This is a genomic window from Escherichia sp. E13S3 (assembly GCF_004212325.1).
Classification (GTDB): Bacteria; Pseudomonadota; Gammaproteobacteria; order Enterobacterales; family Enterobacteriaceae; genus Escherichia.
The window spans coordinates 201848-223286 of sequence record NZ_RHJR01000012.1; the positions used below are offsets into that span (position 1 = coordinate 201848).

A 21439-nucleotide genomic window follows, 5' to 3' on the forward strand; every position below is an offset into this window, starting at 1 on the left:
GGCCCGCACAGTTTTCGGCAGATTCTTTCCACCAATGGACGCATGCCTGAGGTTCTTCTCGTGCCTGATATGAAGCTTTTTGCTGGTAACGCCACCCCGGAACTAGCACAACGTATTGCCAACCGCCTGTACACTTCACTCGGCGACGCCGCTGTAGGTCGCTTTAGCGACGGCGAAGTCAGCGTACAAATTAACGAAAATGTACGCGGTGGTGATATTTTCATCATCCAGTCCACTTGTGCCCCTACTAACGACAACCTGATGGAATTAGTCGTGATGGTTGATGCCCTGCGTCGTGCTTCCGCAGGTCGTATCACCGCTGTTATCCCCTACTTTGGCTATGCGCGCCAGGACCGTCGCGTCCGTTCCGCTCGTGTACCAATCACTGCGAAAGTGGTTGCAGACTTCCTCTCCAGCGTCGGTGTTGACCGTGTGCTGACAGTGGATCTGCACGCTGAACAGATTCAGGGTTTCTTCGACGTTCCGGTTGATAACGTATTTGGTAGCCCGATCCTGCTGGAAGACATGCTGCAGCTGAATCTGGATAACCCGATTGTGGTTTCTCCGGACATCGGCGGCGTTGTGCGTGCCCGCGCTATCGCTAAGCTGCTGAACGATACCGATATGGCAATCATCGACAAACGTCGTCCGCGTGCGAACGTTTCCCAGGTGATGCATATCATCGGTGACGTTGCAGGTCGTGACTGCGTACTGGTCGATGATATGATCGACACTGGCGGTACGCTGTGTAAAGCTGCTGAAGCTCTGAAAGAACGTGGTGCTAAGCGTGTATTTGCGTACGCGACTCACCCGATCTTCTCTGGCAACGCGGCGAACAACCTGCGTAACTCTGTAATTGATGAAGTCGTTGTCTGCGATACCATTCCGCTGAGCGATGAAATCAAATCACTGCCGAACGTGCGTACTCTGACCCTGTCAGGTATGCTGGCCGAAGCGATTCGTCGTATCAGCAACGAAGAATCGATCTCTGCCATGTTCGAACATTAATCGAACCCGGCTCAAAGACCCGCTGCGGCGGGTTTTTTTGTCTGTAATATCCATTTGTATGACCTATGCCTCCTTCACCTGCCATTTAGTTGACAGATGATGCGCTCACGGATGAAACATTATTGTGAACAAAATATTTTCCTCACATGTGATGCCTTTCCGCGCTCTGATCGACGCTTGCTGGAAAGAAAAATACACTGCCGCACGGTTTACCCGTGACCTGATTGCCGGGATAACCGTTGGGATTATTGCTATTCCTCTGGCGATGGCGTTGGCAATTGGCAGTGGTGTGGCTCCTCAATACGGTTTATATACCGCTGCCGTTGCGGGGATTGTCATAGCTCTGACGGGTGGGTCGCGCTTTAGCGTTTCCGGTCCGACTGCAGCATTTGTAGTAATTCTCTATCCCGTTTCGCAACAGTTTGGACTGGCAGGCCTGCTGGTTGCGACGTTGTTGTCGGGGATCTTTTTGATCCTGATGGGTCTGGCGCGCTTTGGTCGTCTGATTGAATATATTCCGGTTTCCGTCACCTTAGGTTTTACCTCGGGTATCGGGATCACCATCGGTACCATGCAGATTAAAGATTTTCTCGGTCTGCAAATGGCTCATGTCCCGGAACATTATCTACAAAAAGTCGGCGCATTATTTATGGCGCTGCCGACCATTAATGTGGGTGATGCTGCTATTGGTATCGTGACGCTTGGCATTCTGATTTTCTGGCCACGTTTGGGTATTCGTTTACCTGGTCACCTTCCGGCCTTGCTGGCTGGTTGCGCGGTGATGGGGATTGTTAACCTGCTTGGCGGACATGTTGCTACCATCGGGTCGCAATTCCACTACGTTCTGGCCGATGGTTCTCAGGGTAACGGTATTCCGCAACTGCTGCCGCAACTGGTGCTGCCGTGGGACCTGCCTAATTCAGAATTCACACTAACCTGGGATTCTATTCGCACCCTGCTGCCTGCGGCTTTCTCAATGGCAATGCTCGGGGCAATCGAATCTCTGCTCTGCGCCGTCGTACTGGATGGTATGACCGGGACTAAGCACAAGGCGAATAGTGAACTGGTCGGTCAGGGGCTGGGGAATATCATCGCTCCATTCTTTGGTGGTATTACCGCTACTGCTGCCATCGCGCGTTCTGCCGCTAACGTCCGTGCTGGGGCAACTTCCCCTATCTCGGCGGTGATCCACTCTATTCTGGTTATTCTCGCCCTGCTGGTACTGGCACCACTGCTCTCCTGGCTGCCGCTTTCCGCCATGGCGGCCCTGCTGTTGATGGTGGCGTGGAACATGAGTGAAGCGCACAAAGTGGTCGACTTGCTGCGTCATGCGCCGAAAGATGACATCATCGTCATGCTGCTGTGTATGTCACTGACCGTGCTGTTTGATATGGTTATTGCCATCAGCGTGGGGATTGTTCTGGCATCGTTGCTGTTTATGCGCCGTATCGCCCGTATGACTCGTCTGGCGCCGGTGGCAGTAGACGTTCCTGATGATGTGCTGGTCTTGCGTGTTATTGGCCCGCTGTTTTTCGCGGCGGCTGAAGGTCTGTTCACCGACCTGGAATCACGTCTGGAAGGAAAACGGATTGTTATTCTGAAGTGGGATGCCGTTCCGGTGCTTGATGCCGGTGGTCTTGATGCGTTCCAGCGTTTTGTGAAGCGCCTGCCTGAAGGGTGTGAACTGCGCGTGTGTAACGTGGAATTCCAGCCTCTGCGTACAATGGCCCGATCCGGTATTCAACCGATTCCGGGACGTCTGGCGTTCTTCCCGAATCGCAGCGCAGCGATGGCTGATCTGTAAGAAAGGCATTAAATTGACCAGTCAGCGCAAACTGACTGGTCAGCAAACTACTTTAGTTGTTAGCTATGACGGCGATTATCGCTACGGCGGCAACGTTTGTCATAGTGGCGAACCCACCAGTAACGGTCGCACACCTGTTCATGCCCGCCAACACGGGCTCCCGCCAGCCAGAGAATGGCACCGACGAAAATACTCAGCACTGCACCGTGTGCGAAATACTGGGGCATATCAAACTGTGGTAATTGGTTGAGGATTGAATACCCCACGCCGACCACCATCACCACCAGACCCAACCCCATAAGCACGTTACCGAGTAACGAAGCGTTTTTGCGTTTCATGTGTCACCTCCGGAACTTTCTGGGTTGTAACAGGGAATACCCCTCTTCCTTATGTGTAAAGTATAGACAACACCCTGTGGCTTATGTGCGGGCGTGATCACAATTACAACCCTTATTTCAACAAAACTTTACAAATAACCGTCTGAACACCTTGACTTTCTAATAGTCGACACTGGCAATTATTATGTTATCTGCGTTTAACACGCTGTTTTTTGTCAAGCGGGGCCGCAACCAGTAAACTACGCGCCAGTTATGTACTCACTCAGGACAAAAAAACGTGACGATTAAATTGATTGTCGGCCTGGCGAACCCCGGCGCTGAATACGCCGCAACGCGACATAATGCTGGCGCCTGGTTCGTTGACTTACTGGCGGAGCGTTTACGCGCTCCCCTGCGCGAAGAGGCTAAATTCTTTGGTTATACCTCGCGAGTTACCCTCGGAGGCGAAGATGTCCGCCTGTTAGTCCCGACTACATTTATGAATCTCAGCGGCAAAGCCGTCGCAGCGATGGCCAGTTTTTTCCGCATTAATCCGGACGAAATTCTGGTGGCTCACGACGAACTGGATCTGCCTCCGGGCGTCGCCAAATTTAAATTGGGCGGTGGCCACGGTGGTCACAATGGACTGAAAGACATCATCAGTAAATTGGGTAATAACCCTAACTTTCACCGTTTACGCATCGGAATCGGTCATCCGGGCGATAAAAACAAAGTTGTCGGGTTTGTGTTAGGCAAACCACCTGTTAGTGAACAGAAGTTAATTGATGAAGCCATCGACGAAGCGGCGCGTTGTACTGAAATGTGGTTTACAGATGGTTTGACCAAAGCAACGAACCGATTGCACGCCTTTAAAGCGCAATAAGTCGTTGTCTGCGGCATTTTTGCCGAGTGCCGTGTATAATAGGCAAAGTTATTTCCATTTCTGCAATCTGTTTGCGATAACAGGTTGATTATTAAGATATTAAGGTGATTTAAATCATGGGATTCAAATGCGGTATCGTCGGTTTGCCCAACGTCGGGAAATCTACCCTGTTCAACGCGCTGACCAAAGCCGGTATTGAAGCGGCCAACTTTCCATTCTGTACCATCGAGCCGAACACGGGCGTCGTACCAATGCCTGACCCTCGCCTGGATCAACTGGCTGAAATCGTAAAACCGCAGCGTACGCTTCCCACGACCATGGAATTTGTCGATATCGCCGGTCTGGTAAAAGGCGCGTCGAAAGGTGAAGGTCTGGGTAACCAGTTCCTGACCAACATTCGTGAAACCGAAGCGATCGGCCACGTTGTTCGCTGCTTTGAGAATGACAATATCATTCACGTTTCCGGCAAAGTAAACCCGGCGGACGATATTGAAGTTATCAACACCGAACTGGCGCTGGCGGATCTCGACACCTGCGAACGTGCGATTCACCGCGTACAGAAGAAAGCCAAAGGTGGCGATAAAGACGCGAAAGCCGAGCTGGCGGTACTGGAAAAATGCCTGCCACAGCTGGAAAACGCAGGCATGCTGCGCGCGCTGGATTTAAGCGCTGAAGAGAAAGCGGCGATTCGTTACCTGAGCTTCCTGACGCTGAAACCAACGATGTACATCGCCAACGTCAACGAAGACGGTTTTGAAAACAACCCGTATCTTGACCAGGTACGTGAAATCGCGGCGAAAGAAGGTTCTATTGTAGTTCCGGTTTGTGCTGCTGTTGAAGCAGACATTGCCGAACTGGACGACGAAGAACGTGACGAGTTTATGCAGGAACTGGGGCTGGAAGAACCGGGCCTGAACCGTGTGATCCGTGCTGGTTATAAACTGCTGAATCTGCAAACTTACTTCACCGCTGGGGTGAAAGAAGTGCGTGCATGGACCATTCCGGTTGGTGCAACTGCACCGCAAGCGGCTGGCAAAATCCACACCGATTTTGAAAAAGGCTTTATCCGCGCACAAACCATCTCGTTTGAAGATTTCATCACTTACAAAGGTGAACAAGGTGCGAAAGAAGCGGGTAAAATGCGTGCAGAAGGTAAAGACTACATCGTTAAAGATGGCGATGTGATGAACTTCCTGTTCAACGTCTAATTCCGCGTAATATCCTGGCGGTTAATAACGAGCCATTATGTGAGTCGCACATAATGGCTTTTTTACACCTGCTACGCTGCTTTTTTCAATTCTGAGTTACCGAAACTCATAATCAGACTCCTGGCAATATTAACAATACGGCTTTTATGTGATAACAATCACAGTGCATTAACCGTTCAAGAGTTTGTCATGAAAAAAACATTTACCTTCAGTCTGTTAGCAATTGTCTTCGCAAGCCTGTTAAGTGCTTGTGTTCCTCACCATCATCACCGCCACAACGATGGCCCGCGTGGTCCTGCGGCTTCCGGTAAGCCAATGCCACCTTCAAATGGTGGGCCAAATCATGGCAGTCATGGTCGCTATTAATTAGCAAGTCATACGCGGGAGAGTGCCTACTTTCCCGCTATCCACGGCGCTTAAACTGACTTGCATCAATGCCGTATTGCTTCATTTTTCGCCACAGCGTAGTGCGACCAATCCCGAGTAAAACCGACATTTCCTGAATACGTCCGCCAGTCACCTGGGCCGCGTTAATAATCGCCTCTTTTTCAACTTCCGCGAATGACAGACTGGTAGAAAGACGTGTAGCGCTGGCATCATCTGTCGCCTGTTCAGTAAACAGGTGTTCCGGCAAATCACTGACACGAATGCGTCCGTTGTCGCTACTCAGCGCAAGATTCTCGATGACGCTGTAAAGTTCAAAATCATTGCCGGGCCATGCGCAAGAAACCAAGCGAGTAAGCGCATCGTCATCAATTTTCAGACGCGTAGAGAAGCGTTTTTCAAGACTGCGCAATTTGTTATTCACCAGCGCCGGAATACTGTCGCGCCGCATCCGTAAAGGCGGGATGGTAATTTCAAATGCATGAAGCGCGTAATAAAGCTGACGACTAAAGCGATTTTGCTCCACCAGCATCGCCAGATCCGCTGTTGTAGTGGCAATCACTTTGACATCAATGGGTATTAAACGCCGCGCATCCAGTCTTGTGATGACGCCTTGTTTGATGACCTGGAGCAACGCAGACTGTAACTCTGCCGCCAGATATTCAATCTTTTCAAGGAACAACGTGCCGCCATGTGCCAGTTCCAGCCGACTCAGACGACCATTTTCATTCTCCGTTCGATCGCCACCAATAAATTCTTCCGCCAGCGCCGCATCGCCATATAACTCGCAATTAACCGCGATATAGGGACCCGCCGCACGCTCGCTTTCATTGTGAATGGCCTGGCTTAACAGTGCTTTGCCAACGCCTTCTTCTCCACAGAGTAACACCGGGAAACTGCTGCGCGCCGCCTGGCGGCCAAAATGGATCAACCGGCGGGTTTGCGGATCGTCCTGTGGCATATGAGCGAAGGTATGGCTGACTTTTCCTAATTGACTGGTCATCAACTGCCGCATCTGTTCTACCGGATGGAGCAACAGAATAAAGCTGGTCCCTTGCGTTTCAATTATCGGTTTAAGGGTAATGACCGCATCAATAAACTGGTGCTGACTTTCAAAAGTCGCTTCCACATGTTTGAGGGGATGAGCTTGCTTTATTGCCTGTTGCAATACGGTTGGTAGCGTTAATAGCTCAGTGATCGCCCTTCCCTGACTTGCCGTCGCGTCCAGACACAAAACACGCGCTGCCTGGGCATTGATAAATTGCAAATTACCCTGCTCATCCCAGCTAATCACGCCATCGTCCATACTTTCCAGCAAGGCGTTAAGCTGATTTAAATGCCGGTTTGTTTCAGCCAGTAAACTGTCTGTCAGCAGTAAATTTCCTACCTCGCGCGCAATTGCCAGCGTCAACGGCAAATCGGCTGCGGTGGTTTGCTCAACCGGACACGCCAGCGCTATCGTTCCCGTTAATCGGCCCTTGCTGTCAAACAGTGGCATTGCACAAAATGCCCAATCCCACAGCGCCTGCTTGAAATGTTGATCGGCCATCGTTTTCACTGCCTGACCGGAGATAGCCGCTAACGATAGCGCACAAGTACCAATAATTCCCTCTGCGCAATACGTGCCGTCATTGAATCCCAGGACACTAAGCTGGTGCAACGTTTGTGGATCGCCATAACGACTAAGGATGCAGGCGGTTTCATCAAGGATGAACAGTCCGCACGCCCGCGATTCCATATATTCCCAGGCATCTTCCAGTGCCGCTTGCCCGAGTGCCAGCATCGCTTCCTTACGCCGATAGATAGAAGCAAATGTCACGCCCCGAGCCTGATGCGGTACGCTCCATGACTCCCGTTTCATCAGCTTGCGGCATCGCTCCCAGGATGCTGCTATCAAGGGAGATACGCTCTGTTGCTGGTTGTTAAAACCGTCATTCATATTTGCTGCCCTTATGACAAAAAGGTGTTCCGCATCGCAAATTTACTTATCCAGATTCGGCATTGTTCCGTTATGGAACATTTATTAAAGCATATGTTTCATTGTGAAACATAATTTGGGTTAATTTTCTTTTCCCCTCCCTGATGCACAATGGATTTACCGGCAGTCAGTGGTCGCCGTGTCGTTGAACATCATCCATGCCCTACCCTAATTGCTGGAGCAAAATAATGAAAAAATTGATCAATGATGTGCAAGACGTACTGAACGAACAACTGGCGGGACTGGCGAAAGCGTATCCTTCGCTGGCACTGCATCAGGATCCGGTGTATGTCACCCGAGCCGATGCGCCAATTGCAGGAAAAGTGGCGTTATTGTCGGGAGGCGGCAGCGGACACGAACCCATGCACTGTGGTTATATTGGCCAGGGTATGCTCTCGGGGGCGTGTCCTGGCGAAATTTTCACCTCACCGACGCCCGATAAAATTTTTGAATGTGCCATGCAAATCGATGGTGGCGAAGGTGTACTGCTGATTATCAAAAATTATACCGGCGATATTCTTAACTTCGAGACAGCGACCGAATTACTGCACGATAGTGGCGTAAAAGTGACCACCGTGGTCATTGATGACGACGTTGCAGTAAAAGACAGTCTTTATACCGCCGGGCGGCGCGGCGTTGCCAATACAGTATTAATTGAAAAAATTGTTGGCGCAGCGGCAGAACGCGGTGACTCGCTGGAGGCTTGTGCACAACTGGGGCGTAAGTTGAACAATCAGGGCCACTCTATTGGTATCGCCCTCGGTGCCTGTACCGTTCCTGCTGCAGGCAAACCTTCTTTTACGCTGGCAGATAATGAAATGGAATTTGGTGTCGGCATTCATGGTGAGCCGGGTATTGACCGCCGCCCCTTCTCCTCTCTTGATCAAACTGTCGATGAAATGTTCGACACGCTGCTGGAAAATGGCACATATCACCGCACGCTGCGCTTCTGGGATTATCGACAAGGTAGCTGGCAGGAAGAGACGCAAACTAAACAACCGCTTCAGTCTGGCGATCGCGTGATTGCGCTGGTCAACAATCTTGGCGCGACACCGCTTTCTGAACTGTATGGCGTCTATAACCGCCTGACCACGCGTTGCCAGCAAGCTGGCTTGACTATCGAGCGTAATTTAATCGGCGCGTACTGCACCTCACTGGACATGACCGGTTTTTCCATCACCTTACTGAAAGTTGATGACGAAACGCTGGCGTTATGGGACGCCCCGGTCCACACCCCGGCGCTTAACTGGGGTAAATAAGGAGATAACCATGTCACTGAGCAGAACTCAAATTGTTACCTGGCTCACTCGCTGTGGAGAAATTTTCAGCAAAGAGAGCGATTATCTTACCGGGCTGGATCGTGAAATCGGCGACGCTGACCACGGGCTGAATATGAATCGTGGCTTTAGCAAAGTGGTGGAAAAACTCCCTGCCATCGCGGATAAAGACATCGGTTTCATTCTCAAGAATACCGGCATGACGTTGCTTTCCAGCGTCGGCGGTGCCAGCGGCCCACTGTTCGGTACGTTCTTTATCCGTGCGGCACAGGCAACTCAGGCACGTCAAAGCCTGACGTTGATAGAGCTTTATCAGATGTTCCGTGATGGCGCAGACGGCGTAATCAGTCGGGGGAAAGCAGAACCAGGCGATAAAACCATGTGCGATGTCTGGGGGCCAGTGGTTGAGTCGTTACGCCAGTCCAGTGAGCAAAACCTTTCTGTTCCGGCGGCGCTCGAAGCCGCCAGTAGCGTCGCGGAATCCGCCGCACAAAGCACGATTACGATGCAAGCCCGCAAAGGCCGCGCCAGTTATCTCGGTGAACGCAGTATTGGTCACCAGGATCCTGGTGCAACCTCCGTGATGTTTATGATGCAAATGTTGGCGTTAGCCGCAAAAGAGTAAGGAATTGGTGATGGTAAACCTGGTCATAGTTTCACATAGCGCCCGACTGGGAGAAGGTGTCGGTGAATTAGCTCGCCAGATGTTAATGGGCGATAGTTGTAAAATCGCCATTGCCGCAGGAATTGACGATCCACAGAATCCCATCGGTACAGATGCCGTCAAAGTGATGGAAGCCATCGAATCCGTTGCCGATGCCGACCATGTGTTGGTCATGATGGATATGGGGAGTGCGTTATTGAGTGCAGAAACCGCACTGGAATTGCTGGCGCCAGAGATCGCCGCGAGAGTACGTTTGTGCGCTGCACCGTTGGTCGAAGGAACGTTAGCAGCCGCCGTCAGCGCAGCCTCGGGGGCGGCTATCGACAAAGTCATCCATGACGCCATGCATGCGCTGGAAGCCAAACGAGAACAACTGGGTTTACCATCATCCGCTACTGAAATCTCCGACATATGCCCCTCGTACGATGAAGAAGCCCGTTCTCTGGCAGTGGTGATTAAAAACCGTAACGGACTCCACGTCCGTCCAGCTTCCCGGCTGGTCTATACCTTATCGACATTTAATGCAGACATGTTGTTGGAGAAAAACGGTAAGTGCGTAACACCGGAGAGTATTAACCAGATTGCGCTGTTACAAGTCCGCTGTAACGATACGCTGCGCCTGATTGCAAAAGGGCCAGAGGCTGAAGAGGCGTTAGCCGCTTTTCGCCAGTTGGCTGAAGATAACTTTGGTGAAATGGAAGAGATAGCACCGCCAACTCTGCGTCCAGTTCCGCCTGTCACAGGCAAAGCCTTTTATTATCAACCGGTTTTATGCACAGTACAGGCGAAATCATCACTGAGCGTGGAAGAAGAACAGGAACGGTTACGCCAGGCAATTGACTTCACGTTGTTAGATCTGATGACGTTAACGGCAAAGGCAGAAGCAAGCGGGCTCGACGATATCGCAGCAATTTTTTCCGGTCACCATACACTATTAGACGATCCTGAACTGCGGGTAGCGGCAAGCGAACTCCTTCAGCATGAACATTGCACGGCGGAGTATGCCTGGCAGCAGGTTCTTAAAGAACTTAGCCAGCAATACCAGCAGATTGATGATGAATATTTGCAGGCTCGCTATATTGATGTGGACGATCTTCTGCATCGCACCCTGCTCCACCTGACACAGACAAAAGAAGAACTCCCTCAGTTTAGCGCGCCGACCATTTTACTGGCGGAGAACATTTATCCCTCCACGGTACTTCAACTGGATCCGACAGTCGTTAAGGGCATCTGCCTTAGTGCCGGAAGTCCGGTATCCCACAGCGCTCTAATTGCCCGTGAACTGGGTATTGGCTGGATTTGTCAGCAGGGAGAGAAGCTGTATTCGATTCAACCTGAAGAGACGCTAACGCTGGATGTAAAAGCACAATGCTTCAGGCATCAGAGTTAAATTAGATTTGTCTGTCAGTTCGCAGAAAAAGATTTCAATCATGCTCTTACGGCGATCCTGAACTAAGGTTTTCTGATACTTGAATACCGTTTTGTTCGGTATCGCCAAAGGAGAATGATTGATGAAACCACTTGTCCCTCGTCGCTCGCAGAAAGTGGCGTTAATACCTGCTGCCGTATTATTGTGTGCCGCCGCGCTATCTGCACAGGCAGAAGAAACACCGGTGACGCCACAATCGCCTGATATTTTGTTAGGCCCTCTGTTTAACGATGTGCAAAACGCCAAACTTTTTCCTGATCAAAAAACTTTTGCCGATGCCATTCCTAACAGCGATCCATTAATGATCCTCGCAGACTACCGGATGCAGCAGAATCAGAGCGGGTTCGATCTGCGCCATTTCGTTAACGTCAATTTCACCCTGCCGAAAGAGGGAGAAAAATATGTGCCTCCAAAGGGGCAGTCACTGCGCGAACACATTGACGGACTTTGGCCGGTGTTAACCCGTTCTACCGAAAGTACCGAACAATGGGATTCTCTGTTGCCGTTGCCGAAACCCTATGTCGTGCCGGGAGGTCGTTTTCGCGAAGTGTATTACTGGGACAGTTACTTCACCATGCTGGGGCTTGCCGAAAGCGGTCACTGGGATAAAGTGGCGGACATGGTGGCCAACTTTGGTCATGAAATAGATACTTATGGGCATATTCCAAACGGTAACCGCAGCTATTATTTGAGCCGATCGCAGCCGCCCTTTTTTGCCTTGATGGTGGAGTTACTCGCGCAACACGAAGGTGACGACGCGTTGAAACAATATCTGCCGCAACTGCAAAAAGAGTACGCGTACTGGATGGACGGTATTGAAAATCTGCAGGCCGGACAACAGGAAAAGCGCGTTGTTAAACTCAAGGATGGCACTATTCTTAACCGCTATTGGGATGACCACGATACGCCGCGCCCGGAGTCGTGGGTAGAAGATATTGCCACCGCCAAAAGTAATCCGAACCGCCCTGCCACTGAAATTTACCGCGATCTGCGTTCTGCCGCCGCGTCTGGCTGGGATTTCAGTTCACGCTGGATGGACAACCCGCAGCAGTTAAATACGTTACGCACCACCAGCATCGTACCGGTCGATCTCAATAGTCTGATGTATAAGATGGAGAAAATTCTCTCCCGCGCCAGTAAAGTCGCCGGGGATAACGCGATGGCCAGCCAATATGAAACACTCGCCGATGCCCGTCAGAAAGGGATCGAAAAATACCTGTGGAACGATCAACATGGCTGGTATGCCGACTACGACCTGAAGAGCGATAAAGTGCGCAATCAGTTAACTGCCGCCGCCCTGTTCCCGCTTTATGTTAATGCAGCGGCAAAAGATCGCGCGACCAAAATGGCTGCTGCCACTAAAACACATCTGTTGCAACCAGGCGGACTGAACACCACATCGGTGAAAAGTGGACAGCAATGGGATGCGCCAAATGGCTGGGCTCCGCTGCAATGGGTCGCGACAGAAGGGTTGCAAAACTACGGGCAGAACGAGGTGGCGATGGACATTAGCTGGCACTTCCTGACCAATGTTCAGCACACTTATGACCGGGAGAAGAAGCTGGTCGAGAAATATGATGTCAGTACCACCGGAACAGGTGGTGGCGGTGGCGAATACCCGTTGCAGGATGGCTTTGGCTGGACCAATGGCGTCACGCTGAAAATGCTCGATTTGATCTGCCCGAAAGAGCAACCGTGTGACAACGTTCCGGCAACGCGTCCGACCAGTAAATCAACCACACCGCCGGTTAAACAAAAAGAGGCGGAACCTACGTCTTAACTTTACTGTATATCGGGCAATGCCATTGTGCGCATAAAATTGGCATTGCTCTTTTTTTCCACGAAAAACCAAACATCGATTATTATACGGTCTATGTCTTAATTTTCTTATATCAGAGAAGATATTAATTTTACATTATCAATTTATTAATCATTACTCTTCTATTTATATTTTTCCGCCACTCACGCATTCTCCCTGACAATTTTCTTGTTGAACAAAGCGTTGTTTAGCAAATAAGCAGATCATTCTGTTTCTTTAGACAAATCTTGACATCAAACATGATCTTTACCGATATATATGTAAATATATAGCGGTTTTAATTGTCAGGATATTACTTATGTCACTAACCAGACGGATGTTTACGCAGGCTCTTGCGTCTACCTTGTTCCTGCATCATCTGCCGTCCTTTGCACAATCAGTTAAATTCTGGGCCTCATTGACGCTTCCTGAAGCCAAAAAAATTACGCGTATTGTCAGTGCCGGTGCGCCTGCCGATCTGCTTTTGCTGGCTGTCGCGCCAGAAAAACTGGTCGGTTTTTCTTCTTTTGACTTTGCTCGCGAGGCGGCAATTCCATTAACTCCGGCAATACGTCATTTACCTAAACTTGGACGACTCGCCGGGCGCGCCAGTTCGCTTTCAATGGAAGGGCTTATGGCATTGCAGCCCGATTTGGTCGTTGATTGCGGCAATACGGATGAAACCTGGCTCTCCCAGGCACGGCAGGTTAGCGAACAGACACAAATCCCCTGGTTATTGCTTAACGGAAAACTGGAGCAATCGGCAGAACAGTTAACAACGCTGGGCAAAACATTAGGCGAAGAGCACTGCACCGCAGAACAAGCCAATCTCGCCAGCCGCTTCGTTGGTGAAGCTCAGGCATTCGCCACCTCACCCGCCGCTAACCTCCGCTTTTATGCTGCGCGCGGTCCCCGAGGGCTGGAAACGGGCTTACAGGGTTCGTTGCATACCGAGGCGGCGGAATTATTAGGTTTGCACAACGTCGCGCAAATAGCCGATCGCCATGGCCTGGCACAGGTTTCCATGGAAAATCTACTGCGCTGGCAGCCGGATATTATTCTGGTTCAGGATGCTGTGACTGCAAACTTTATCCGTAACGATCCTCTCTGGCAGGGCGTAAAAGCCGTTGCGGAACATCGCATCCTGTTTTTGAGTGGCTTGCCTTTCGGCTGGCTGGATGCCCCGCCGGGAATCAACCGTCTTCTGGGATTGCGCAGACTCCACGCCTGGCTGGATCCCGCAGTCAACAGCCAGTTTAAAAACGATATGCAACGTTACGCTCAACTGTTCTGGCATTGCCCATTAAGTGACGCCGACTATCAAAAAATGGTGGCGAGCTAATGAGAACCGCGAACGGATGTATTCTGCTGCTGGCAGCTATCAGTATCACTTTTGCCGCCGTAAATGGGGCTTATCATCTCGATATACAGCAACTGCTGGCGCTAATTCTTCGTCAAGAAGATGTTCCTGTGCAGGAACAAATTGTCTTCTGGCAAATCCGCGTGCCGCGCATTCTGGCGGCGTTGTTACTGGGCGCTGCGCTGGCAGGCGCCGGAACCACCTATCAGGGGATGTTTCGTAATCCCTTAGTTTCACCGGATATTTTAGGCGTCTCCGCCGGTGCCGGACTTGGTGCCTGCGCTGCAATCCTGTGGGGATTATCGATAGCTTACATCCAACTCTATGCATTTTGCGGCGGTCTGCTGGTGGTCGCAGGCGTCTGGCTGATTACATGTCGGGTGACTCGTCACGATCCGGTGCTCACGCTGGTGCTGGTCGGCATTGCGTTAGGAACGCTGTGTGGAGCGGGGATATCGCTAATTAAAACGCTGGCCGATCCCTATACCCAGTTGCCCTCGATTACCTTCTGGCTACTCGGTGGCCTGTCTACGGTAACCTTACGCGACCTTTACTACGCGGCACCGCTCATTCTGGCTGGCACCGTTCCTCTGCTATTCCTCCGCTGGCGCATGAATTTACTCACGCTTTCTGATGACGAAGCCCGTTCGCTGGGGCTGAATGTTGCGCGTCTGCGATTAGGATTGATTGTCTGCGCCACACTAATCACCGCCAGCACGGTAGCAATAGCGGGCATTATTGGTTGGGTTGGTCTGGTCGTTCCGCACATTGCCCGCTTGTTGACCGGTCATAACCATCAGCAACAGTTGCCCATGGCAATGTGTACTGGCGCGATTCTGCTCCTGCTTACCGATACGCTGGCGCGCAGCATTGGGACAACAGAAATCCCGCTCGGCATTCTGACCGCTTTTGTTGGCGCACCGTTTTTCCTGCTTTTGTTGTTACGCGGAGGTCGCCAGTGACTTTGCTTGCCGTCCGTCATGCGTCTCTGGGTTACTCCCGCCATCCGGTGCTAAGTGACGTTTCCTTCGCCCTGTCGCAAGGAACAATTTGTTGTCTGCTTGGCGCCAATGGTTGCGGCAAAACCACACTCATGCGCTCCATTCTTGGCGTTATTCCGTTATTAAAGGGCGAGATCTTACTGGATAGCATCCCTGTTCAGACACTTAACCATCGCCAGCGCGCGCAAGCAATTGCCTGGGTACCGCAGGCGCACGACGGTATTTTTGCTTTCAGTGTGCTGGATATGGTGTTGATGGGCCTGGCCCCCACCATAGGCGCTTTTTCCGTTCCCGGTAAGCAAGAACGCCTGAAAGCAACGGAACAACTGGAAAAGCTGGGTATTTTGCATCTGGCGACAAGACGCTGGAATACCCTTAGCGGTGGTGAACGCCAGCTGGCTTTAATCGCCCGTGCACTCGTCCAACAACCGCGCTTGTTGTTACTGGATGAGCCCGCCTCCAGCCTCGATTTCGGTCATCAGATCCAACTTCTGGACACGCTGGCGCAGCTAAAAAATAACGGCATGACAATGTTAATGTCGACTCACCATCCGCTCCATGCCAACGCCATTGCCGACAGCATTATTCAGGTAGAGCCAGATGGACGAGTAACACAAGGCTTACCGACCGAACAGTTAACAACGAACAAACTGGCGGCCCTGTATCGGGTTTCTGCCGACCAAATTCATCATCACCTCTCTGCAATTAGCCGCTAAGGAACAATCATGCTCATTGATGATATTGATTTTGCAGACCTTTATCTGCAGCAACTCAAACTGGCTCACCGCACAGAAAAAACGCCCGATCACTGGGATCAACGGGCGGAGAAAATGGCTGAAAATTGTGCCTCGCCAACGGACAGCTACCTGCAACAACTGATCGCTAAAATTGACCTGCAAGGCGCGCAGACCTTATTCGATATGGGCTGCGGACCAGGCACCGTATCGCTGGCGCTGGCTGACAAACTCACTACGGTTTATGGCGTTGATTACAGTCAGGGGATGCTGAACGTTGCCGCCCGCCGCGCCGCCGCACTGAAGGCTGACAATGTCCACTGGATCCAGCGCGCCTGGGAAGAGGACTGGAGTGACCTGCCACGCTGCGATATTGCCGTGGCTTCCCGATCCACTCTGGTGGCTGATATGCGCCAGGCAATGAGCAAACTGAATAATCAGGCACGGCTGCGCGTCTACACCACCCATCTGGTCAGCACCTCGTTCGTCTCCCCGGCCATTCAGCGGGCGGCAGGTCGGGAAGTGATCGAATTACCCAACTATATCTTTGCGCTCAACGTCCTGTATCAAATGGGAATTTATGCTCACGTCGATTTTATCCGTGGACAAAATTGCCAACAGGATAACAGCACCTGGGAACGTTTTGAGCAGAACGTCAGCTGGAGTCTTGGCGCGCTTAACGACGATGAGCGTGAACGGTTATATCGCTGGTATCAACAACAAGATGCTCGTGCCCTCGCCCCTGCCAGCCGCGACTGGGCGCTCATCTGGTGGGATAGCGTGCCGCCGGAGGCACTGCGATGATCTTCATTTCTCAGGCACAAATCGATGCGTTACTTCTGGAAGATATCCAGGGCGGTGACCTGACCACGCGGGCATTAAATATTGGACACCAGCCTGGCTATATTGCGTTTTTTCACCGCCAGGGCGGCTGCGTCAGCGGCGTTTCTCTCGCGTGTAAGATGTTAACCACGCTGGGGTTAACCATTGATGACGCGGTCAGCGACGGTTCACAAGCGGATGCAGGTCAGCGGCTGATCCATGCCCACGGCGACGCTGCAGCACTTCATCAGGGATGGAAAGCGGTCCAGAACGTACTGGAGTGGAGTTGCGGCGTCTCAGATTATCTCGCGCAAATGCTGGCGTTGCTTCGTGAACGTTATCCTGACGGCAATATCGCCTGCACCCGAAAAGCTATCCCTGGAACCCGGTTGCTGGCAACACAAGCTGTCATTGCCGCTGGCGGGCTGATTCACCGTGCCGGATGTGCGGAAACCATATTATTGTTCGCCAACCACCGTCATTTTCTTGCTGACAATCAGGACTGGTCGGGCGCAATCGCTCAGTTACGTCGCCACGCCCCCGAGAAGAAAATTGTTGTTGAAGCCGACACGCCGAAAGAGGCTATCGCCGCGTTACACGCGCAACCAGACGTACTTCAGCTCGACAAATTTAGTCCGCAGCAGGCAACTGAAATTGCGCAAATAGCGCCGTCGCTGGCTCCCCACTGTACGCTGGCTCTGACCGGCGGAATTAATCTGACGACACTCAAAAATTACCTCGACTGCGGCATTCGCCTTTTTATTACTTCCGCGCCTTATTACGCGACACCGGCTGACATCAAAGTCAGTCTGCAACCCGCAGCCTCTATTTAATTCTTTGTTAAACGGAATTTATTCTATGAGACTCAAAAAACGTTATCTCTGCACAGCATTATCACTTGCCTTTACCCAGCAGGCCGTAGCCGCTCAGGAGAGCGACACGCTGACCGTATGGTCCAGCCCCGTATCATCGACGACGACCACCGTTCTCGATCAACCCACCATGAAGGCCCTGGATAAACAGAATGTCGCTAAGGCATTAAGCGTCGTCCCTGGCGTAGTGCTGCAAAAGTCAGGCAGCCGCAACGAAGAACAGGTCAAAGTTCGTGGTTTTGATAGCCGTCAGGTACCGGTCTATTTCGACGGCGTACCGATTTATGTTCCCTATGACGGCAACCTCGATCTGGCGCGGATTCTGACCAACAATCTGGGGGCAGTCGAAGTTTCCAAGGGGTATTCGTCGCTGCTTCAGGGGCCTAATCAGATGGGCGGAGCCATTAATATCACCACCCAGAAGCCAACGAAACCTCTGGAAGCAAATCTGGGATATCGCCAGGGATGGAGCCGTAGCCAGGACAATGCCTACGATATGCATGCTTCATTTGCCGCCAGCAGCGATCTGGGGTATTTGCAAGTCAGCGGTAGCCAGCTAAAGCAGGATTTTCTCGGCCTGCCGCATGGTGTGAATAACGATATTGCAGGCAAACACGGCAAGATGATTAACTCATCGGCTGATGATAAACGCGGCATTGTGAAGCTCGGTTTTACACCACGCGAAAACGATGAATACACACTGACTTACATTAAGCAGGATGGTGAAAAAGATAACCCGCCATACAGCGGAAACAGTGGTCAGAAATCACGCTACTGGCAGTGGCCGGAGTATGACAAAGAAAGTTTTTACTATCAGGGAACGACCCAGCTAAACGAGCGTTTTACTTTGAAAAGTCGGCTGTATCGCGACACCTTTGAAAATACGCTGATGATGTACAACTCGCTGGCTGATTTGAAAAATAAAAAAGGCAGCTACAGCCATTATTCCGATTACAGCGACGGTGCCGGGTTACAACTGGCAGCCGATGTGCGTGAAAACGATCTGCTGTCGTTTGCCGTTAACTGGAAAGATGACGTACACCGGGAAAAAGGTGCGCCGCACGCCGCTTACGATCGCTATGAAGATCGCACCTGGTCGCTCGCCAGTGAATATCAATGGGCTGCCGCCGATAATGTCGATGTCGTGGCGGGAATCAGCTATGACTGGCGCGATAGCGTAGAAGCGAAAAAACATGAGAACGATGGCAGCATCACCCATTATGACGACAACAATCAGTCAGCTTTTAACTGGCAGGTGATGGGGAAATACCACTTTGCCAATGAAGACACGCTGGCGCTTTCGTACTATGACCGCACTCGCTTTCCGACGCTGAAAGAACGCTATACCACGTCCAAACCAGCGTATAACCAGATAGCGATTGTTAACCCACAGCTCAAACCGGAACGCGCGCGCGGGGTAGATTTAACCTGGAATGGTGCCTTCACGCGCGACTGGGGATTTGAGGTCAGCGTTTACTATAACCGGGTGAGTGATGCCATCCTCTCGCACAATATCGATGCCGATACCATTCAAAACCAGAACAGCGGCACGGTAGATTACAGCGGTCTGGATGCCGGTATTAAGGGGAAAATCAGCAATATACTGGATGTAGGATTGAGCTACGCCCTGATCCACGCTGACGCTAAACGCAAAGACATCGGCAAGATTACCGATCTGCCAACGCAGACCATGACCGCATGGGTGACTCTCAAACCGTGGGAGCCGTTAAGCGTAACACTGTCGGAAGAGGCGCGTTCCTCCAGCTACAGCAACAGTGACGGTTCACAAAAAGCCGCCGGTTTTGCGGTGACCCACATTCGAGCTGATTACGCCTTAGGTCATGGCTTCAGCGTCAATGCGTCGGTCAATAACCTGTTTGATACCCAATATGCCTACAGTGAAGGGTTTATTGAAGAAGGTCGCAATTTCTGGGCAGGTGTCGAGTATACGTTCTGATGTGAAAGCGGATAGCGGCATCTGTATCGCTATCCGCCTTATGAAAATCTTATTCTCTTCGCAGGAGGCGGAATACGCCCAGAACGAGAATAGCTCCCACCACCGCCACCAGGAAGCTGTGCAAATTAAAACCGCTGATGGAGCCGCCAATGCCAAACATGGTCGCCAGCCAGCCGCCGACCACCGCACCGACTATTCCGAGAATACAGGTCAGGAAAAATCCACCACCATCACGCCCCGGCATGATTAGCTTGGCGATAATGCCGGCTATCAGGCCAAAAATAATCCAGGCAATAATTCCCATGTTCAGGCCCTCGTTTCTATGAACAGGACGCAAGAAATGCTTACGTCAACGCTCTAAGTATAGGCAAGGGTAAGTTTGATGTCGGGCGTCTGGTGGTTGATTTGCAGTCGACATGTAAAAAAAAATCGCATTTGTATAAAGTTTTGTTAATCGCCACCGATAAACCAAAGACAGTTTGTCGGTCAGGAGTTTTTCCGCGTGAGTCACTACCATGAGCAGTTCCTGAAACAAAATCCTTTAGCAGTACTGGGCGTTTTACGCGATTTGCATAAAGCCGCAATTCCCTTGCGTATCAGTTGGACTGACGGTCAACTGATCAGCAAAATACTGGCAATAAGCCCGGATAAACTGGTGCTGGATTACGGCAGTCAAGCAGAAGACAACAATGCTGTGCTTAAGGCGCAGCACATTACCATAACCGCCGAAACTCAGGGTGCGAAAGTCGAGTTTACTGTTGAACAATTACAGCAAAGTGAATACCTGCAGCTTCCGGCCTTTATTACTGCACCGCCTCCCACCTTATGGTTTGTACAACGACGCCGATATTTCCGCATCTCCGCCCCGCTCCATCCGCCTTATTTTTGCCAGACCAAACTGGCGGATAACAGCACGTTACGTTTTCGCCTGTATGATTTGTCGTTAGGCGGCATGGGCGCATTACTGGAAACGGCAAAGCCTGCCGGATTGCAAGAAGGCATGCGCTTCGCACAGATTGAAGTCAACATGGGACAATGGGGCATTTTTCACTTTGATGCCCAGTTACTGACGATCAGCGAGCGTAAATTGATTGATGGTAAAAATGAAACCGTCTCCACTCCCCGTCTGAGCTTTCGTTTTCTTAACGTCAGCCCGACGGTGGAGCGGCAATTACAGCGAATTATTTTCTCACTGGAGCGGGAAGCCCGTGAGAAAGCGGACAAAGTACGCGACTGAGTTACATTGCGTCCAGAGCCTGCTCGAGTTTATAGATATAGCGTGGAGCCTGCGGCGCGGGGTGATTTCTCGCGACGTGATCGAGGAACTCGTCAGCGTCCAGATCGTTGATTTTGCTGATCGCCTTTTTTCGATCTGAGGAGAAAGTCCGTAACAGTGCGCCTGCCCCATTAGCGTATGACACCACCAGCGCATATTGCAGTACTTTCGGATCTTCAATACCTGCCAGCGGGCCGGTTTCCAGAATATTCAGGTAAGCTGCCCCCATTGAGATATTACGCTCTGGATTTTTCAGCTCACTGGTCGTTGGTTCGCCGCTCCAGCCCATGCGACGGTAAACATCGCGTCCGGACGTGGAGGCTTTTAACTGCATCAAACCAATGGCATTCGACTTACTCACCGCGTTCGGGTTGCCGCCCGACTCGATAGCGATAATCGCCGTGATCAATTGTGGATCGACACCCCAGGCCGCACCGGCTTTCTGACTTATTGGCATCCACTTCATTGCACGTTGTACCGGAACTTTCGCATTCCACGGAGGGTTCGTATAGTCATGTTTTGATGAACAACCCGCTAATAACACAATCAAAAAGGCAAACCATCTCAATTTCACTTCATCTATCCTTATAGCCTGGAATCGCCGTTGAGGTGACAACGGCACACCTAAGCGGCATGATATACAATTCGTTTCTGTTGTCAGCAAGGA

Annotated in this window: 20 protein-coding genes; 16 read left to right on the plus strand and 4 right to left on the minus strand. The window is 51.3% G+C overall.

The annotated features are described in order from the left end of the window. Positions 1-60: 60 nt before the first annotated feature. The gene (gene prs / locus D9597_RS13110) at positions 61-1008 is read left to right on the plus strand and encodes a ribose-phosphate diphosphokinase (RefSeq protein WP_001298109.1); all 948 of its coding nucleotides are present in this window, start codon (positions 61-63) and stop codon (positions 1006-1008) included. A 124-nt stretch (positions 1009-1132) separates the two neighbouring features. Continuing rightward, complete coding sequence (gene dauA, locus D9597_RS13115; protein WP_130205665.1) at positions 1133-2812, plus strand: C4-dicarboxylic acid transporter DauA; 1680 nt, start codon at positions 1133-1135, stop codon at positions 2810-2812. Between the two features lie 59 nt (positions 2813-2871). On the opposite strand, the gene ychH is transcribed toward dauA, so the two are convergent. Continuing rightward, positions 2872-3150, minus strand: coding sequence for a stress-induced protein YchH (ychH, locus tag D9597_RS13120; RefSeq protein ID WP_064528711.1), 279 nt, complete (start codon positions 3148-3150; stop codon positions 2872-2874). Between the two features lie 277 nt (positions 3151-3427). On the opposite strand from ychH, the gene pth reads away from it, so the two are divergent. The 3 genes from pth (at position 3428) to D9597_RS23125 (ending at position 5586) form a co-directional block, all read left to right on the plus strand. Beyond that, a complete protein-coding gene (gene pth / locus D9597_RS13125; protein ID WP_000152933.1) occupies positions 3428-4012 on the plus strand; it encodes an aminoacyl-tRNA hydrolase in 585 nt (194 codons plus the stop codon). A gap of 116 nt (positions 4013-4128) precedes the next feature. After that, positions 4129-5220 (plus strand): redox-regulated ATPase YchF, encoded by a 1092-nt coding sequence (gene ychF, locus D9597_RS13130; protein ID WP_064528709.1) that lies wholly within the window; start codon positions 4129-4131, stop codon positions 5218-5220. Between the two features lie 189 nt (positions 5221-5409). After that, positions 5410-5586, plus strand: coding sequence for a hypothetical protein (locus D9597_RS23125; protein WP_165383448.1), 177 nt, complete (start codon positions 5410-5412; stop codon positions 5584-5586). 37 nt (positions 5587-5623) lie between these two features. On the opposite strand, the gene dhaR is transcribed toward D9597_RS23125, so the two are convergent. Then, positions 5624-7543: a dihydroxyacetone kinase operon transcriptional regulator DhaR gene (gene dhaR, locus D9597_RS13135; protein WP_130222825.1), complete on the minus strand. Its 1920-nt coding sequence runs from the start codon at positions 7541-7543 to the stop codon at positions 5624-5626. A gap of 227 nt (positions 7544-7770) precedes the next feature. On the opposite strand from dhaR, the gene dhaK reads away from it, so the two are divergent. The 10 genes from dhaK (at position 7771) to D9597_RS13185 (ending at position 19496) form a co-directional block, all read left to right on the plus strand. Further along, complete coding sequence (dhaK, locus tag D9597_RS13140) at positions 7771-8841, plus strand: dihydroxyacetone kinase subunit DhaK (protein ID WP_130215987.1); 1071 nt, start codon at positions 7771-7773, stop codon at positions 8839-8841. Positions 8842-8851: 10 nt separating this feature from the next. Continuing rightward, the gene (gene dhaL, locus D9597_RS13145) at positions 8852-9484 is read left to right on the plus strand and encodes a dihydroxyacetone kinase subunit DhaL (RefSeq protein ID WP_130205657.1); all 633 of its coding nucleotides are present in this window, start codon (positions 8852-8854) and stop codon (positions 9482-9484) included. A gap of 10 nt (positions 9485-9494) precedes the next feature. Beyond that, complete coding sequence (dhaM, locus tag D9597_RS13150) at positions 9495-10913, plus strand: dihydroxyacetone kinase phosphoryl donor subunit DhaM (RefSeq protein ID WP_130222827.1); 1419 nt, start codon at positions 9495-9497, stop codon at positions 10911-10913. A gap of 121 nt (positions 10914-11034) precedes the next feature. Continuing rightward, positions 11035-12732, plus strand: coding sequence for an alpha,alpha-trehalase (locus D9597_RS13155; protein WP_130222829.1), 1698 nt, complete (start codon positions 11035-11037; stop codon positions 12730-12732). A gap of 337 nt (positions 12733-13069) precedes the next feature. Next, the gene (locus tag D9597_RS13160; protein WP_130222831.1) at positions 13070-14092 is read left to right on the plus strand and encodes an iron ABC transporter substrate-binding protein; all 1023 of its coding nucleotides are present in this window, start codon (positions 13070-13072) and stop codon (positions 14090-14092) included. After that, a complete protein-coding gene (locus D9597_RS13165) occupies positions 14092-15072 on the plus strand; it encodes an iron ABC transporter permease (RefSeq protein WP_130215979.1) in 981 nt (326 codons plus the stop codon). Before D9597_RS13160 ends, D9597_RS13165 begins: the two co-directional genes overlap by 1 nt. Beyond that, positions 15069-15827, plus strand: a complete 759-nt coding sequence (locus tag D9597_RS13170) for an ABC transporter ATP-binding protein (protein ID WP_130222833.1) — start codon at positions 15069-15071, stop codon at positions 15825-15827. Before D9597_RS13165 ends, D9597_RS13170 begins: the two co-directional genes overlap by 4 nt. A 9-nt stretch (positions 15828-15836) precedes the next feature. Continuing rightward, the gene (locus tag D9597_RS13175) at positions 15837-16649 is read left to right on the plus strand and encodes a class I SAM-dependent methyltransferase (protein WP_130222835.1); all 813 of its coding nucleotides are present in this window, start codon (positions 15837-15839) and stop codon (positions 16647-16649) included. Beyond that, a complete protein-coding gene (modD, locus tag D9597_RS13180; RefSeq protein WP_130222837.1) occupies positions 16646-17500 on the plus strand; it encodes a ModD protein in 855 nt (284 codons plus the stop codon). The genes D9597_RS13175 and modD overlap by 4 nt, the downstream gene beginning before the upstream one ends. A 25-nt stretch (positions 17501-17525) precedes the next feature. Then, positions 17526-19496 (plus strand): TonB-dependent receptor, encoded by a 1971-nt coding sequence (locus D9597_RS13185; RefSeq protein WP_130222839.1) that lies wholly within the window; start codon positions 17526-17528, stop codon positions 19494-19496. A gap of 49 nt (positions 19497-19545) precedes the next feature. Here the strand turns inward: D9597_RS13185 and D9597_RS13190 are convergent, their stop codons facing one another. Continuing rightward, entirely contained in the window at positions 19546-19800 is a 255-nt protein-coding gene (locus tag D9597_RS13190) for a GlsB/YeaQ/YmgE family stress response membrane protein (RefSeq protein WP_000511315.1), read from the minus strand. A 198-nt stretch (positions 19801-19998) separates the two neighbouring features. Between D9597_RS13190 and D9597_RS13195 the strand changes: the two genes are divergently transcribed. After that, positions 19999-20733 carry a flagellar brake protein gene (locus D9597_RS13195; RefSeq protein ID WP_130222841.1) on the plus strand — a complete coding sequence of 245 codons (735 nt, stop codon included), beginning with the start codon at positions 19999-20001 and terminating at the stop codon, positions 20731-20733. A gap of 1 nt (position 20734) precedes the next feature. Here the strand turns inward: D9597_RS13195 and emtA are convergent, their stop codons facing one another. Continuing rightward, a complete protein-coding gene (gene emtA / locus D9597_RS13200; protein ID WP_130205637.1) occupies positions 20735-21346 on the minus strand; it encodes a membrane-bound lytic murein transglycosylase EmtA in 612 nt (203 codons plus the stop codon). Between the last annotated feature and the right edge of the window lie 93 nt (positions 21347-21439).

Coding starts and splice junctions, on each gene's coding strand:
- ychF (WP_064528709.1), top strand. CDS start 4,129: ATGGGATTCAAATGCGGTATCGTCGGTTTGCCCAACGTCGGGAAATCT.
- dhaK (WP_130215987.1), top strand. CDS start 7,771: ATGAAAAAATTGATCAATGATGTGCAAGACGTACTGAACGAACAACTG.
- D9597_RS13185 (WP_130222839.1), top strand. CDS start 17,526: ATGAGACTCAAAAAACGTTATCTCTGCACAGCATTATCACTTGCCTTT.
- dhaL (WP_130205657.1), top strand. CDS start 8,852: ATGTCACTGAGCAGAACTCAAATTGTTACCTGGCTCACTCGCTGTGGA.
- ychH (WP_064528711.1), bottom strand. CDS start 3,150: ATGAAACGCAAAAACGCTTCGTTACTCGGTAACGTGCTTATGGGGTTG.
- D9597_RS13155 (WP_130222829.1), top strand. CDS start 11,035: ATGAAACCACTTGTCCCTCGTCGCTCGCAGAAAGTGGCGTTAATACCT.
- D9597_RS13165 (WP_130215979.1), top strand. CDS start 14,092: ATGAGAACCGCGAACGGATGTATTCTGCTGCTGGCAGCTATCAGTATC.
- D9597_RS13160 (WP_130222831.1), top strand. CDS start 13,070: ATGTCACTAACCAGACGGATGTTTACGCAGGCTCTTGCGTCTACCTTG.
- dhaR (WP_130222825.1), bottom strand. CDS start 7,543: ATGAATGACGGTTTTAACAACCAGCAACAGAGCGTATCTCCCTTGATA.
- D9597_RS13175 (WP_130222835.1), top strand. CDS start 15,837: ATGCTCATTGATGATATTGATTTTGCAGACCTTTATCTGCAGCAACTC.
- D9597_RS13190 (WP_000511315.1), bottom strand. CDS start 19,800: ATGGGAATTATTGCCTGGATTATTTTTGGCCTGATAGCCGGCATTATC.
- modD (WP_130222837.1), top strand. CDS start 16,646: ATGATCTTCATTTCTCAGGCACAAATCGATGCGTTACTTCTGGAAGAT.
- dhaM (WP_130222827.1), top strand. CDS start 9,495: ATGGTAAACCTGGTCATAGTTTCACATAGCGCCCGACTGGGAGAAGGT.
- D9597_RS23125 (WP_165383448.1), top strand. CDS start 5,410: ATGAAAAAAACATTTACCTTCAGTCTGTTAGCAATTGTCTTCGCAAGC.